Source organism: Streptomyces sp. 63XJN7_1_ISO-PGPR-S23-121 (genome assembly GCF_056173025.1).
Genome location: NZ_CM149653.1, coordinates 1,031,989 through 1,046,267 on the forward strand (window position 1 = coordinate 1,031,989; position 14,279 = coordinate 1,046,267).

Genomic DNA, 14,279 nt, shown 5'->3' on the forward strand with positions numbered 1-14,279 from the left:
TGAAAGGGCGCCCGGTGCTCACCGGGCGCCCTTCCGTGTTCCTCTCGGTTCCCCTCAGCCCCGGTTCAGCTCGAACCAGACCACCTTGCCGGTGCTCAGCCGGGTCGCGCCCCAGCGCCGGGCCAGCCGGTTCACCAGGTACAGCCCGCGCCCGCCCTCGTCCGTGGCGCGCGCCTGCCGCAGCCGCGGCAGCTGCGGTACCTCGTCGCCGACCTCGCAGCGCAGCACGTCGGTGCGCAGCAGCCGCAGGGAGACCGGCTTGGTCGCGTACCGCACCGCGTTGGTCACGACCTCGCTCACCAGCAGCTCCACCGAGTCCGTGAGCTCCTCCATGCCCCAGCGGGCCAGGGCGCGCCGGGCCAGCCGGCGGGCCCGGCCGGGTGCCGCGTCCTCCGCCTCCAGGATCCAGTACGCCACGTCACTGGGCGCGATGCCGTCGAAGCGGGCGGCGAGCAGTGCGATGTCGTCGTCCCGGTCGCCCGGCCCGAGCATGTCCAGCACCTCGTCGCACAGGGCCTCCAGGGGCGGCGGGTGGTCGGGGCCGGTGAGCTGCGCGGTCGCCGCGAGGCGCTCCCGCAGCTGCTCTATGCCGGTCCACACGTCCCGCAGGCGGGACTCGACGAGGCCGTCCGTGTAGAGCAGCAGGGTGGCGCCGGCCGGGGCCTCCAGCTCCACGGCCTCGAAGTCCACGCCGCCGACGCCGATCGGGGCGCCCGCGGGCACCCGCAGCACCTCGGCCCGCCCGCCCAGGTGCAGCAGGACGGGCGGCGGGTGGCCGGCGTTGGCGACGGTGATGCGGTGCGCGACCGGGTCGTACACGGCGTACAGGCAGGTCGCCATGCGGTCGGTGCCGAGGCGTTGCGCCTGTTCGTCCAGGTGGTGCAGCACCTCCTGCGGGGGCAGGTCGAGGCCGGCCAGGGTCTGCGCGGTGGTCCGCAGCTGGCCCATGATGGCCGCCGACGTCATCGAGTGGCCCATGACGTCCCCGACGACCAGCGCGACCCGGCTGCCGGGCAGCGGGATCGCGTCGTACCAGTCGCCGCCGACCCGTGCCGTCTCGGCGGCCGGCAGATAGCGGGAGGCCAGCCGTACGCCGGTGCAGCGCGGCAGGTTCTCCGGGAGCATCGTGCGCTGGAGCTCGTCGGCGATGTACGCCTCGCGCCCGTAGAGCACCGCCTTGTCGATGCCGAGCGCGCTGTGCGTCGCGAGCTGGGCGGCGACCAGCAGGTCGTCGCCCTCGAAGGCGATGCGCTCCGGGCCGCGCAGGAACAGGGCCGCCCCGATCACCCGGCGCCGGCCGCGCAGCGGCGCGAGGATCGCGCGCCGGCCGCCGGGCACGGCGAACTCGCCGCCGTCGCCGAGCAGGTCGGGCAGGGCGGCGCGGGCCGCGGCGGTGTCCGTGAAGACCGGGCGCACCCCGCGCAGCACCTCGGCGAGCGCGCTGCCGGGCCGCACCTCGCACAGCTCGGAGCCGACGGCCTCCAGTTCGGAGGGCTCGGACTGCGCGAGCGGGAAGCCGCCCTCGGTGGTCCGCTCGGCCGGTATCCGGTCGGTCCGGCGCAGCCGCAGCACCAGCGGGCCGGTGGGCCGCTCGTCGCCGACCGGCAGCGGTTCGCGCAGGTAGACGAGGATGGCGTCCGCGAAGGTCGGCACGGTGGCCCGGCACAGCCCCATCACGATCTCGTCCAGGTCCATGCCCCGGGCGATCCGCCGGGTCGCGGCGCCGACGAACCGCAGCCGGTCCCCGTCCCGCCGCATGGGCGTGGGCCGTCCGGGCGCGGTGGGCTGCCCGGTACGCCGGTCCGGCACCGGGTCACGGCCGTCCTGCCCCGCCGGCGCGCCCGTCCCGTCCGGCTGGACCGGGACGCCCTCGGCCGCGGGCCGCGGACGGTGGGTGCCGGGCTCGGCGGCGTGCTCGGCACCCGGCTGGGAGTGCTCGAAGGCGGCCGCGCCGGGCACGGGCGGCGTCTCCCCGCCGCGCCCTTGCGCCGGTAAGGCGGCCTCGGGTGCCCGCGGCGGCACGGAGGAACGCAGGAACGCCCCGCGGGAGTCCGTGGGGTCGTCGCCCGTCGGGGGGCGTTCGAAGGAGGTCGGGTGCTCCGTCACGCGTGTCGAATCCATCCGTCCGGGACTGCGCGCGGCGCGTGCAGTTCGTCCCACAGAAATCCCGATACCCGGAAGACGTGCCCCAGGAACGGAATTCCCACGTGGTCAGAGGCTGTTCCTGTGCCACCGGCGGGCCGTTCGCGGCCCGTGCCGGCCTTGCCCTCGTACCCCTCGCTCACGTCCTGCCGCCCCTCGGTGACGATCGGTCAAGCACAGTGCACGCTCCGCCGGTTGCCGCTGCGACCCTTGCGGAGGACGATCCTACGTTTCCTGCCCGGGGGCGCATCAAGGGTCTCATGGGGACACGTGCGCGGAGGTACGATCCCAGTCGCCGGGCAGCGACGGTACCGTCCAGGACGGATCGGGCCGCCACTGCTCCCAGCCGTCCGAGAACGGCGGCCCCCAGTCCCGGATCACCCCCACCGCCGCGCGTCCCGCCCCGCGCACCCGCTCGGCCAGTGCGGCGCTCACCAGCCGGTCCCGCTGGGCCTGGGCGAACTCGTCCTCGTCCCGCCAGTGCCAGCTGCGGTCCGGCTGCACGGTGATGTCCAGGAAGTGGTCCTCGGAGTCGACGCCGCCCTCCCAACGGGCGAGCGGCTCCTCCAGGTTCACGTACCAGTTCTTGAATTGCCAGCCCGGATCCCAGAACAGCCACACCGACCAGGGGTCGCCGGGCCGGGCCAGCTTCAGCACCCCGGTGCCGAACCAGTGGTCGCGCTGCACGGTGCGCGGCTTGGTGTAGCGGGTCGCCAGCGGCTCCAGGTGCACGGGGGTGCCGTCGGCGAGCACCGGCTTCACGCACTCGGTGCCGGGCGCCATCCACACGGCGAGCAGGTCGGCGTCGTCGCGTACGACGGTCACGGGGCGGGCGATGTGGAAGTGCCGGCCGCCGTTCTCCCGGTACCGCCACAGGATGTGACTGCCGGGTGCCCAGAACCCCGCCGGGGCGGCCGGACCGCCCGCCTGTGCCGCCGCGCTCACCGCTTCACCGTCTGCCATGGACAGATATTAGGTGCCCCGGCCATCCGACGCGGCGGTGATCGCGAGGAGCGCCCGTGCCCGCGACGGACGTCCGGTCACGGGTGGGTCATCCGCAGCACGTCCAGCGCCTCGTCGAGCTGCTCGTTCGTGAGGTCGCCGCGCTCGACGTACCCGCCCTCCACCACCACCTGACGGATCGTCTTCCGTTCGGCCAGCGCCTTCTTGGCGACCCTGGCGGCCTCCTCGTACCCGATGTACTTGTTCAGCGGCGTGACCACGGAGGGCGAGGACTCGGCGTACTCGCGGGCCCGGTCGCGGTGGGCGACGATGCCGTCGACGGTCCGGTCGGCCAGCAGCCGCGAGACGTTGGCGAGCAGCCGCACCGACTCCAGCACGTTCTTGGCGATGACCGGCAGCATGACGTTGAGCTCGAAGTTGCCGGCCGCCCCGGCCGCGGCGACGGTGGCGTCGTTGCCGGTGACCTGGGCGGCGACCATGAGCACGGCCTCCGGGACGACCGGGTTCACCTTGCCCGGCATGATGGACGAACCGGGCTGGAGGTCGGGCAGCGAGATCTCCGCGAGGCCGGTCCGCGGGCCGGAGGACATCCACCGCAGGTCGTTGGCGATCTTCGTCAGCCCGACGGCGATGGTCCGCAGCTGCCCGCTCGTCTCGACGATGCCGTCCCGTGCGCCCTGCGCCTCGAAGTGGTCGCGCGCCTCGGTCAGCGGCAGCCCGGTCGTGCGGGCGACCTCCTCGATGACGGCGGCGGCGAAGCCGGGCGGGGTGTTGATGCCGGTGCCGACCGCGGTGCCGCCCAGCGGCAGCTCGGCGAGCCGGGGGAGCGACGCGTTCAGCCGCTCGATGCCGTACCGCACCTGGGCCGCGTACCCGCCGAACTCCTGGCCCAGGGTGACGGGCGTGGCGTCCATGAGGTGCGTGCGCCCGGACTTCACGACGTCGGCGAACTCCTCGGCCTTGCGCTCCAGGGCGGCGGCGAGGTGGTCCAGCGCGGGGACGAGGTCCCGGCTCACGGCGGCGGTGGCGGCGATGTGGATCGACGAGGGGAAGACGTCGTTGGACGACTGGGAGGCGTTGACGTGGTCGTTGGGGTGCACGTCCCGGCCGAGCCGCTCACTGGCCAGGGTGGCGACCACCTCGTTGGTGTTCATGTTGGACGAGGTCCCCGAACCCGTCTGGAACACGTCCACGGGGAAGTGCTCGTCCCACTTCCCCTCGGCGACCTCGTCGGCCGCCTCCCGGATCGCGTCGGCGGTCTCCCGGTCCAGGACGCCCAGCCGGGCGTTGACCTCGGCCGCCGCGCTCTTGATCCGGGCCAGCGCCTCGATGTGCGCGCGTTCGATGCGCTGTCCGGAGACGGGGAAGTTCTCCACCGCCCGCTGGGTCTGCGCCCGCCACTTGGCGTGGGCGGGCACCCGCACCTCGCCCATGGAGTCGTGCTCGGTGCGGTACTCGGTCCTGTCCTGCTCGTCGGCCATCGACGATCACCTCCACGTGTCACAGCGTCCCCGACGCGACCACTGTTCCCCGTGGAGGCAAGCCGTCACCGGCCGGGCTCAGGCGAGCCCGGGACCCCGCACGGGGATCGTCGTGGCGCAGGCGCCGGGTTGTGTAAGAAGTCGCTCGACTCATTCAGTTCGCAGGAACTACCCGTACCATGTGGGCGTGGTCAAGCACCCGAGGGTTCTAGGAACCGTTCGCCTCTCCATCCTCAAGGACGACTCCACCAGTCCCGAGAAGCAGAAGCACGCGGTCGAGCACTGGACCACGGGGCCGGCTGTAGACGGCCGCATAGTCGGCTTCGCCGAGGACCTGGACGTGTCCGGCGCCATGCACCCTTTCAAGCGGCCCGGCCTCGGTGCGTGGTTCTCGGAGCGGGCAGACGACTGGGATGTGCTGGCCGTGTGGAAGCTTGACCGGCTGAGCCGTAAAGCCGGTCACTTCGCCGAGGTCTTCGAGTGGTGCCAGGAGCACGGGAAGACGATCGTGTCGGTGACTGAGGGCATCGACATGAGCACTCCCATGGGGAAGATGTTCGCTCAGATCATCGCGGCCTTCGCCGAGGGTGAGCTGGACACCATCCGGGCCCGCGCGCTCTCAGGCTCGCAGGCTCGCAAGGCAAAGGGTGTATGGGTCGGGGGAGTTGAGCCGTTCGGGTATCGCTTCGAGCGGCAGGACGGCGGCGGGAAGAAGCTCGTTCAAGACCCCGCCTATGCGGCTCTGTTCCAAGAGATCATCGAACGCCTGAAGGGCGATTGGTCGAGCTACAAGATCGCGGTGGAACTGAACAAGAGAGGTGTGCCCACCTGGAGGGATCACCTGCGCGTCATGAAGGGCGAAGAGCCGCGGGGCATCGACTGGACGAGCAACGCTGTGCGGGTCGTCGTCATGAACCCAACGGTGGCCGGTATCTACACGTACAAAGGCAAGTACGTCGAGGATGAGAACGGCGAGTACGTCCGTATCACGGAACAGCCGCTCATGGAGTACGCCGAGTGGTCCGAACTGGTCGCATCCCTCAAGAGTGACCGGCCCGTCCGGCGGGCCACGCCGTCACGCTCGATGCTTGGCGGTGTGGCCGTGTGTCTAGGGTGCGGCTCTCGGATGTCGTCCAACAAGAAGACGAAGCCGACCGGCCGAGTGCATCACTACTACGGATGCAACGCGGTCAACACGGGCACCTGCCCGGACCCTGGCCGCATCCGTAGGGACGACCTTGACCAGGCGGTGAGTACTTTCGTGAAGACCGTGCTGGGTCCGTTGCCCGTCATGGAACGTACGGGGAACGCGATCTCCCAGACGAAGGTAGAACTCACCGACGCCGAAGCGGCCCTTGACCGCTTGGAGGCCGACTACCTCGCCGGCCGCTTCAAGACTGATGTTCAGGTTGAGAGGTACTGGGGGCAGCATGGGTTCCAGTCTGCGAAGGTCGAGAGGCTGCGGGCGGAGATCAAAGCGGCCGAGGAAGCTCCCGCATGGACGGCCATGGGGCGTACCTACGCCGAGGAGTGGGCTGCAAAGGATGACGAGCAGAAGCGGGTGTTCCTACAGCGGCACGGGATCACCGTTCACGTCGGCACCGCGGAGGACGGCAACCGCCGCGCGGTCGTGAAGATGCCGGAACTGGCGGAGATCGCCGAGGAGACCGGCCTTCACGTCCCCGAGGGGCACCTATGGGTGGAGCCGGAGGCGGAATATATTTTGCCTCGCCGGATGGCTTACAAGCGGAAGTAGCGGCTCCCTGAAATGGCCCCCGTGGCGCGTGTAAACGCTGTGGGGGCCTTCTCGTACCCGGACGGTAAACGGTCCTGCTCGCTTCGCCGCATGCTCAGCCTTGAATCCGCCAGGGGTTGACCGTGAACATGCGCTGAGTGCGGATCACTGGCGAGAGCGGCCCCGTGGCCGTCTCGAAGCACATAACCGAAGACTGACTCACTCCATCCTTGAAGCCCCGGCCGTAGTCGGGGCTTCTCTGTTGCCTGCACCGAATGGAACTGGTCAATGCCTTTCCTCGACCAGGACGCGGACGCTATCGACGTGCGCAGCGTGAAGCTTCGTAAGCGGGGGTTTGCCCTGGCGGCCGAAGCGGTGCCCCCGACCAGACAGGCCGGCCGATGGTATGCCGACGCGATCCAGTGCGTTCCGCGAAGCGGCCAGGCTGTGGCCCGTCAGATAGCTCGACTGTGCGGCGAAGACTTCGAGGTGGCCGTTCCATGGCGTTCGCTCGCCGATGCTGTCGGCATCCGTGACCGGGCCGGCAACCTTCGCCGCTACACGGAACGTGGCGTGAGAACCCTGGTTGACGCTGGTTGGCCGGAGGTCGAGACGGTGGGAAGCAAGCGCGGAGCGAAGACGACGTTCCGTCTACTCCCTGGCGACCGCTCCGCGGAATGCCTCGGACGGATCGATGCGGAGGACTGGTTCACTGAAGCAGCCTGAAGGACGCAGAGAACTTATGGCCTTACAACGGCTAACGAAATGGGCGTGGGGCCTGTGCTTACAGGTATTCTGGATCGCCGTCGGCGTTCAACCCTGTCAGGGAACGCTCCAGCAGCTCCAGAAACTGTCGAGGTTAATACGCTGTACCTGCATCGAAGACTTTCCTCTTCGGTGTCGGATCCCCATACGTTGACGCGTCGCGGGGATCGCTGCTGTGAGCACTCGGTGGCCAGGGCGGGCCGATGCCGAGTGACAGTACGACAACGCCCCCGCCGGTCGGACCGGCGGGGGCGTGAGAAGCGTCTACAGGCGCAGGCTCACGCCTGACGCACCGGGATGCTCGTGAACGTCGGCTGAGAGAGTTCCTGCGGGCTGAAGAAGTCGTTGCCCTTGTCGTCCACCACGACGAACGCCGGGAAGTCCTCGACCTCGATCTTCCAGACCGCCTCCATGCCGAGCTCCTCGTACTCGACGACCTCGACCTTCTTGATGCAGTCCTGCGCGAGCCGCGCCGCCGGTCCGCCGATGGACCCGAGGTAGAAGCCGCCGTGCGCCGCGCACGCGTCGGTGACCTGCTTGCTCCGGTTGCCCTTGGCCAGCATCACCCTGGAGCCGCCCGCCGCCTGGAACTGCTCCACGTAGGAGTCCATCCGCCCGGCCGTGGTCGGCCCGAAGGACCCGGACGCGTAGCCCTCGGGCGTCTTCGCCGGACCCGCGTAGTACACCGGGTGGTCCTTCAGGTACTGCGGCATCTCCTCGCCCGCGTCCAGCCGCTCCTTGATCTTGGCGTGCGCGATGTCGCGCGCCACGACCAGCGGGCCGGTCAGCGACAGCCGGGTCTTGACCGGGTACTTGGTCAGCTCGGCGAGGATCGTCTCCATCGGCTGGTTCAGGTCGATCCGGACGACGTCACCGCTCTCGTCGAGCTGCTCGTCCGTCGTCTCCGGCAGGAACCGCGCCGGGTCGGTCTCCAGCTGCTCCAGGAAGACGCCCTCGGCGGTGATCTTCGCGACGGCCTGCCGGTCCGCCGAGCAGGACACGGCGATGGCGACCGGGCAGGACGCCCCGTGCCGGGGGAGCCGCACCACGCGCACGTCGTGGCAGAAGTACTTGCCGCCGAACTGCGCGCCGATGCCGATCTTCTGCGTCAGCTCGAAGACCTTCTCCTCCAGCTCCTTGTCCCGGAAGCCGTGCCCGAGCTCCGAACCCTCGGAGGGAATCTCGTCCAGGTAGTGCGCGGAGGCGTACTTGGCGGTCTTCAGCGCGTACTCGGCCGACGTGCCGCCGACCACGATCGCCAGGTGGTACGGCGGGCAGGCGGCCGTGCCCAGCGAGCGGATCTTCTCCTCCAGGAACTTCATCATGGAGGCCTCGTTCAGCACGGCCTTCGTCTCCTGGTACAGGAACGACTTGTTCGCCGAGCCGCCGCCCTTGGCCATGAACAGGAACTTGTAGGCGCCGCCGTCGGTCGCGTACAGCTCGATCTGGGCCGGGAGGTTGGAGCCGGTGTTCTTCTCCTCCCACATGGTGAGCGGGGCCATCTGCGAGTAGCGCAGGTTCAGGTTCCTGTAGGCGTCGTAGATGCCCCGGCTCAGGGCCTCCTCGTCGCCGCCCGCCGTCAGGACGTTCTGGCCGCGCTTGCCCATGACGATCGCCGTACCGGTGTCCTGGCACATGGGCAGGACGCCCGCCGCGGCGATGTTCGCGTTCTTCAGCAGGTCCAGCGCCACGAACTTGTCGTTGCCCGACGCCTCGGGGTCGTCGATGATGCGGCGCAGCTGCGCGAGGTGCGCCGGGCGCAGGTAGTGCTGGATGTCGTGGACGGCCTCCTCGGCCAGCTTGCGCAGCGCCTCCGGCTCCACCTTGAGGAAGGTCCGCCCGTCGGCCTCGAAGGTGGAGACGCCCTCGGCGGTCACCAGCCGGTACGGAGTGGTGTCCTCGCCCTGGGGGAGCAGATCGGTGTACGCGAACTCAGGCATCTCGCCCATTCCTCACTCGACATCACGCGCGGCTGGATTCCTCAGCAACGACGGCTGGCCTCCATTGGCAGCGTCCACCAGCGTAAAACCTGCCGTCGGCGACGAGCTTGTGAGGTAAGGCTCAGTGGACCGCGGGACAAAGGTGTGACAAGGCCGTCCACACCCCTGGTCGCGATCTATCGCGTTTCGGTACGCTGCTGCCGTGGACCTTCACAAGCACGACCGACAGCCGCACGAGGGCCCGGCGCCGCACGTCGCGGAGCTGCGCGCCTCGGACGCCGACCGCGACCGCATCGCCGACATGCTGCGCGACGCCCTGGCCGAGGGGCGTCTGACCGCCGAGGAGCACGCCGAGCGCGTGGAGGGCGTGCTGGCCGCCAGGACGGTCGCCGAGCTGGACGTGTTCGTGCGCGACCTGCCCGCCGGGCACGCCGGACGGGCGGCCGCGGCCCCGGCCCCCGACCGTCCCACCCTCGGCGCGATCCCGGCGGACCCCGAGGAGAACGTGGTGGCGGTGCTCAGCAGCGCCGTCCGCCGGGGCCGCCGGCGCGCGAGCCGTCGTATCCACGCGTACGCGATCCTCGGGAGCGTCGAGATCGACCTCAGCGAGGCGCTCTTCGAGCACCAGCAGGTCGTGATCAAGGCGTTCGCGGTCCTGGGCAGCGTCGAGGTCCGCGTCCCGGAGAACGTGTCGCTGCGCGGCGCGGGCGGCGGCGTGCTCGGCACCTTCGACGTGGACTCCCTCGACTCGGCCGAGGCAGACGCCCCCGTCATCTACGTGGAGGGCTGGGCCGTGCTGGGCAGCGTCGAGGCGCGCCCCAAGCGGGGCCGGCTGGTCGCCGACATCCTCGACCGGGTCCAGCGCAAGGTCGACAGGGGTTTGCGCAAGCACGCGTAGCGCGGCGCCCGCCGCGGTGGGAAACCCAGTGCATAGGCGCGCGCACAGCGGGTAAGCCTGACGCATCGTCTCTCGCTCGCGAAGCCGTCGTCAGGAGTAGACCCGTGCTGCAACCGCCGCATTCGTCCCTGCAGGTAGCCGCCGTACCGGCACAGCGGGCACCCGTGCGGGACAGGGACCAAGACGCTCCGTGGCATACCGAGGCGGTGTGCCGGCGCGACGAGGCCGGACTGTTCTTCGCACCCTCCAAGGAGCCCACCGCCGCCCGGCTCTCCCGCGAGGAGGCGGCCAAGCGCGTGTGCGCCCGCTGTCCGGTCATGGTCGAGTGCCGCGAGCACGCGCTCCTCCAGCCCGAGCCGTACGGCGTCTGGGGCGGCCTCACCGCCGCCGAGCGCCGCGTGGTCCTGGCCCGGCGCCGCCGCCGCGACGTCGAACTGAAGAAGGCGGCCCGCACCACGACGGGCCGCATAGCCGCGGCCGGCTGACCTCGGACACGGCAAGGGCGCCCCCCTCCGCACAGGGGAGCGCCCTTCGTCACGCCGCCGGGGACCCGCTGAACGCCGGGCAGTGGAACCGGCCCAGGGGCGCGGGGAACCGCGCGACCAGCCGCCGTGAACCCGCACTCGCCGACGGACGGGCACCCCCGCTTCCATGGGCGCCCCGCGGCTCCGACGGAGTCACTTCGCCCGGTCGAAGTCGATCGCGCTGTAGGCCCGCAGCTTGCTCAGCCGGTGCTCGGAGTCGATCCGCCGCACCGTGCCCGACTTCGACCGCATCACGATCGAGTCGGTCGTGGCCGTCTCGGACCGGTACCGCACCCCGCGCAGCAGCTCGCCGTCGGTGATGCCGGTCGCGACGAAGAAGACGTTGTCGCCGGAGACCAGGTCGTCGGTGGTCAGCACCCGGTCCAGGTCGTGCCCGGCGTCGATCGCGCGCTGCCGCTCCTCGTCGTCCTTGGGCCACAGCTTGCCCTGGATGGTGCCGCCCAGGCACTTCACGGCGCAGGCCGAGATGATGCCCTCCGGCGTGCCGCCGATGCCCAGCAGCAGGTCGATGCCGGTGCCCTCGCGCAGCGCGAGGATGGAGCCGGCCACGTCGCCGTCGGAGATCAGCTTGATCCGGGCGCCGGTCTCCCGGACCTCCTTGATCAGGCCGTCGTGGCGGGGCCGGTCGAGGATGACGACCGTGACGTCCTCGGGGGTGCGCCGCTTGGCCTTGGCGACCCGCCGGATGTTCACGGACACGGGCGCGTTGATGTCGACGAAGTCGGCGGCCTCCGGGCCGGTGACCAGCTTGTCCATGTAGAACACGGCCGACGGGTCGAACATGGAGCCGCGCTCGGCGGCGGCCAGCACGGCGATCGCGTTGGTCATGCCCTTGGCGGTCAGCGTGGTCCCGTCGATCGGGTCGACGGCGATGTCGACCTCGGCCCCGGTCCCGTCCCCGACCCGCTCTCCGTTGAAGAGCATCGGGGCCTCGTCCTTCTCGCCCTCGCCGATGACGACGACGCCGTTCATCGAGACGGTGGAGACGAGGGTGCGCATGGCGCGCACCGCGGCACCGTCGGCGCCGTTCTTGTCACCGCGCCCGACCCAGCGGCCGGCGGCCATCGCCGCGGCCTCGGTGACCCGGACGAGTTCCAGGGCGAGGTTGCGGTCGGGAGCCTCTGAGGGGACGTCCAGCTCGGACGGCAGATGATGATTCTCGGTCATCGGAGCGCACCTTTCTGATACGACGACGGCCGGATGAGGGTATGACTCGCACTCTATCGTCAGTCCGACAAAATGAGCAGGGGACCCCACGGATGAGCGGATCGGGGACCTGCGACGATAGGGGCGTGGCAGGGACGAATCGCAAGCAGAAGACGGCCCGGGACATGATCCTCTCCCTGGGGGTCATCGTGCTCGTGGGGCTGGGGATGTGGCTCTTCATCCCGCACAACGAGGGGGAGCCGGACATCAGGCGGGTCGACTACCGGGTCGAGCTGCTCACCGCGCGCCGCGCCGCGTCCTACCCGGTCGCGGCGCCCGAGGGGCTCTCCCGGGACTGGAAGCCGACCTCCGTACGGTTCCGCGGCGACGACTTCGACGCCTGGCACCTGGGCTTCCGCGCCCCCGACGGCGAGTACGTGGCGGTCGAGCAGTCCGCGGAGAAGCCGGTCACCTTCATCGAGGAGGCCAGCCAGGGCGGGCGGCGGACCGACGCCACCGAGCAGATCGCCGGCCGCACGTGGGTCCGGTACGAGGGCGGCCGGTACGACGCCCTGGTGCTCGAGAACACGGACGGCGCCGGGGGTGCGACGACCGTCGTGGCGGGCACCGGGTCGTTCGAGCAGTTGGCCGACATGGCGGCGGCCCTGAGGACGGGCTGAGCGCCGGTCCCGACCGTACGGCGAAGGCCCCCGGCGTCATGCCGGGGGCCTTCGTGCGGTGGGTGGGCGCACCGCGTCGCGGGCGTCGCCTCAGACGGTGGTGACGACCTGCTCGTACGACAGGCGCGGGGAGCGCGGGAACCAGGCGTCCGGGCCCGGGCGGCCGATGTTGACGACCATCAGCGGGGTGTGGTCGTCGTCCAGGAACTCCTTGCGGACGCCCTCGAAGTCGAGGCCGGTCATCGGGCCGGCGGCCAGACCGGCGGCGCGGACGCCGACGATGAAGTAGGCGGCCTGGAGCGCGGCGTTCAGCGTGGCGGCACCCTCACGCACGGGGCGCTCGCTGAAGAAGGCGTCCTTCGCCGCGGGGAAGTGCGGGAAGAGCTGCGGCAGCTCCTCGTGGAACTCGTTGTCGGCGGACAGGATCGCGACCAGCGGGGCGGAGGCGGTCTTGGGCCGGTTGCCCTCGGCCATGTGCTGGACCAGACGCTCGCGGGCCTCGGAAGAGCGGACCAGCGTGATGCGCAGCGGCGACTGGTTGAAGGCGGTGGGGCCGTACTTGACCAGGTCGTAGATCGCCTGGACCTGCTCGTCGGTCACCGGCTCGTCGGTGAAGGTGTTGGCGGTGCGGGCCTCACGGAACAGCAGGTCCTGGGCGGCGGGGTCAAGAACGAGAGACATGCGTGAACTTTCTGGCGATGTGCGTCGGCCCCGCGGTTCGCACGGGAGCCGTTGACGGGGACGACGCTACGGCAAGGAAGTTCAATGTTCAACCAAAGGAGGAGCGCAGTGATCCGCTTCACGCGAACAAGGAGTGACGCGGATCACGCTTGGCCGCCGATCACTTCGCGCGCCGGCCGCGGTCCTACCCGGCACAGACCGCCACTCGCACGGATGGGACCGCCCGACATGACCAGCACCGTCAAGGGACCCGCCTCCTACTTCCCCTCGATCGAGAAGAGGTACGGGCGGCCGATCGCGGAGTGGAAGGACCTGATCCGCTCCTCGCCGCTCACCCGGCACATGGAACTCGTCGCCTGGCTCAAGACCGAGCACGGCCTGGGCCACGGACACGCCAACGCGCTCGTCGCCCACACGCGCGCCGAGGACGAGGGCAAGTAGGGAGAGCGGAGGGGGCCAGAACCCCAAGAAACCGACCTGGGATCGACGCCGGCATGGGCAGCTTCGAGGGCGTGGTGCGGGGGCCGGATCATGCAAGCGCGGCACGCAAAATATGGCGTCGCGCGGGTGGGTCAATATCTGTGCCCGGGGGCTGAGATTTCAACGGAGCATGCGGATAGATTCTCTGCCGAAATAAGTAGGGTGGCGTTCTTCACCGCACAGTGGCTGCTGTGGCGTGCTACTGTCGGTGTCAGTTGCAGTTGTGGTTCCCGAAACTTCAAGTGCTCCGGTCGGCCCTGTGCCTCTGGAAGCGCTTTTGTATCTCCGGTCTTTTTCCGGGCGGGGTGATCATCGCGGCGACACGAGGTTCGCACGGTGCGGATCCCGTATGCACTGCCCCAAAGGAGAAATGACATGGCTGCTGGTACCGTGAAGTGGTTCAACGCGGAAAAGGGCTTCGGCTTCATCGAGCAGGACGGTGGCGGCGCTGACGTGTTCGCCCACTACTCGAACATCGCCGCCCAGGGCTTCCGCGAGCTGCTGGAGGGCCAGAAGGTGAGCTTCGACATCGCGCAGGGCCAGAAGGGCCCGACGGCCGAGAACATCGTTCCCGCCTGACGCTGACTGTCACATACTTGTAGCTGGGGCCCGCATCCTTCGGGGTGCGGGCCCCAGCTGCATGCGTTTCCCCGCAGTGATTCCGCCTGGGGGCAACAACCCGGACATCGTTGGCTCACCGCACACGTTTTGCCCTTCGGGGATGCAGACGCATCCTCTCACAGCTACCGCGCAGTGGACGCTCCGAATATCGAGCCCACAGCGCACCCAATCATTCCAGCGCCTGCGCCCGCATAATTTATCT

12 protein-coding genes and 1 pseudogene are annotated in these 14,279 nt (G+C 70.0%); 7 read left to right on the forward strand and 6 right to left on the reverse strand.

The genetic code is table 11. The features are described from left to right. Positions 1-54 precede the first annotated feature (54 nt). From AC0VYN_RS04850 to AC0VYN_RS04860, 3 genes are all read right to left on the reverse strand, one after another. Positions 55-2,121 (reverse strand): SpoIIE family protein phosphatase, encoded by a 2,067-nt coding sequence (locus tag AC0VYN_RS04850; RefSeq protein WP_475534928.1) that lies wholly within the window; start codon positions 2,119-2,121, stop codon positions 55-57. A 279-nt stretch (positions 2,122-2,400) separates the two neighbouring features. After that, a complete protein-coding gene (gene fomD / locus AC0VYN_RS04855) occupies positions 2,401-3,105 on the reverse strand; it encodes a cytidylyl-2-hydroxypropylphosphonate hydrolase (protein WP_475534929.1) in 705 nt (234 codons plus the stop codon). Between the two features lie 77 nt (positions 3,106-3,182). After that, positions 3,183-4,586 carry a class II fumarate hydratase gene (locus tag AC0VYN_RS04860; protein WP_475534930.1) on the reverse strand — a complete coding sequence of 468 codons (1,404 nt, stop codon included), beginning with the start codon at positions 4,584-4,586 and terminating at the stop codon, positions 3,183-3,185. On the opposite strand from AC0VYN_RS04860, the pseudogene AC0VYN_RS04865 reads away from it, so the two are divergent. Then, positions 4,537-5,838 (forward strand): annotated as a pseudogene (locus tag AC0VYN_RS04865) (recombinase family protein); the annotation flags it as partial. The gene AC0VYN_RS04860 and the pseudogene AC0VYN_RS04865 sit on opposite strands and share 50 nt — an antisense overlap. A 771-nt stretch (positions 5,839-6,609) precedes the next feature. Next, a complete protein-coding gene (locus AC0VYN_RS04870) occupies positions 6,610-7,047 on the forward strand; it encodes a hypothetical protein (RefSeq protein ID WP_475534931.1) in 438 nt (145 codons plus the stop codon). 317 nt (positions 7,048-7,364) lie between these two features. On the opposite strand, the gene AC0VYN_RS04875 is transcribed toward AC0VYN_RS04870, so the two are convergent. Then, positions 7,365-9,035 (reverse strand): fumarate hydratase, encoded by a 1,671-nt coding sequence (locus tag AC0VYN_RS04875; protein ID WP_475534932.1) that lies wholly within the window; start codon positions 9,033-9,035, stop codon positions 7,365-7,367. Between the two features lie 193 nt (positions 9,036-9,228). Here AC0VYN_RS04875 and AC0VYN_RS04880 point away from each other — a divergent pair, with 193 nt between their 5' ends. Together AC0VYN_RS04880 and AC0VYN_RS04885 are read left to right on the forward strand one after the other, a co-directional pair. Continuing rightward, entirely contained in the window at positions 9,229-9,924 is a 696-nt protein-coding gene (locus AC0VYN_RS04880; protein ID WP_475534933.1) for a DUF1707 SHOCT-like domain-containing protein, read from the forward strand. A gap of 104 nt (positions 9,925-10,028) precedes the next feature. Further along, positions 10,029-10,409, forward strand: coding sequence for a WhiB family transcriptional regulator (locus AC0VYN_RS04885; protein WP_475534934.1), 381 nt, complete (start codon positions 10,029-10,031; stop codon positions 10,407-10,409). Between the two features lie 192 nt (positions 10,410-10,601). On the opposite strand, the gene glpX is transcribed toward AC0VYN_RS04885, so the two are convergent. Then, positions 10,602-11,636 carry a class II fructose-bisphosphatase gene (glpX, locus tag AC0VYN_RS04890; protein ID WP_385469343.1) on the reverse strand — a complete coding sequence of 345 codons (1,035 nt, stop codon included), beginning with the start codon at positions 11,634-11,636 and terminating at the stop codon, positions 10,602-10,604. A gap of 125 nt (positions 11,637-11,761) precedes the next feature. Between glpX and AC0VYN_RS04895 the strand changes: the two genes are divergently transcribed. Beyond that, positions 11,762-12,295: a DUF4245 domain-containing protein gene (locus tag AC0VYN_RS04895; RefSeq protein ID WP_451693671.1), complete on the forward strand. Its 534-nt coding sequence runs from the start codon at positions 11,762-11,764 to the stop codon at positions 12,293-12,295. A gap of 90 nt (positions 12,296-12,385) precedes the next feature. Here the strand turns inward: AC0VYN_RS04895 and AC0VYN_RS04900 are convergent, their stop codons facing one another. After that, entirely contained in the window at positions 12,386-12,976 is a 591-nt protein-coding gene (locus AC0VYN_RS04900; RefSeq protein WP_475534935.1) for a malonic semialdehyde reductase, read from the reverse strand. A 228-nt stretch (positions 12,977-13,204) separates the two neighbouring features. On the opposite strand from AC0VYN_RS04900, the gene AC0VYN_RS04905 reads away from it, so the two are divergent. Next, positions 13,205-13,417 carry a DUF4287 domain-containing protein gene (locus AC0VYN_RS04905; RefSeq protein ID WP_475534936.1) on the forward strand — a complete coding sequence of 71 codons (213 nt, stop codon included), beginning with the start codon at positions 13,205-13,207 and terminating at the stop codon, positions 13,415-13,417. A gap of 414 nt (positions 13,418-13,831) precedes the next feature. Next, positions 13,832-14,035, forward strand: a complete 204-nt coding sequence (locus AC0VYN_RS04910) for a cold-shock protein (protein ID WP_023586105.1) — start codon at positions 13,832-13,834, stop codon at positions 14,033-14,035. Positions 14,036-14,279 lie beyond the last annotated feature (244 nt).

What these genes read in the sequence shown, in the direction of transcription:
- AC0VYN_RS04850 (WP_475534928.1), bottom strand. Translation starts at nt 2,121, where the DNA reads ATGGATTCGACACGCGTGACGGAGCACCCGACCTCCTTCGAACGCCCC.
- fomD (WP_475534929.1), bottom strand. Translation starts at nt 3,105, where the DNA reads ATGGCAGACGGTGAAGCGGTGAGCGCGGCGGCACAGGCGGGCGGTCCG.
- AC0VYN_RS04860 (WP_475534930.1), bottom strand. Translation starts at nt 4,586, where the DNA reads ATGGCCGACGAGCAGGACAGGACCGAGTACCGCACCGAGCACGACTCC.
- AC0VYN_RS04870 (WP_475534931.1), top strand. Translation starts at nt 6,610, where the DNA reads ATGCCTTTCCTCGACCAGGACGCGGACGCTATCGACGTGCGCAGCGTG.
- AC0VYN_RS04875 (WP_475534932.1), bottom strand. Translation starts at nt 9,035, where the DNA reads ATGGGCGAGATGCCTGAGTTCGCGTACACCGATCTGCTCCCCCAGGGC.
- glpX (WP_385469343.1), bottom strand. Translation starts at nt 11,636, where the DNA reads ATGACCGAGAATCATCATCTGCCGTCCGAGCTGGACGTCCCCTCAGAG.
- AC0VYN_RS04900 (WP_475534935.1), bottom strand. Translation starts at nt 12,976, where the DNA reads ATGTCTCTCGTTCTTGACCCCGCCGCCCAGGACCTGCTGTTCCGTGAG.
- AC0VYN_RS04905 (WP_475534936.1), top strand. Translation starts at nt 13,205, where the DNA reads ATGACCAGCACCGTCAAGGGACCCGCCTCCTACTTCCCCTCGATCGAG.
- AC0VYN_RS04910 (WP_023586105.1), top strand. Translation starts at nt 13,832, where the DNA reads ATGGCTGCTGGTACCGTGAAGTGGTTCAACGCGGAAAAGGGCTTCGGC.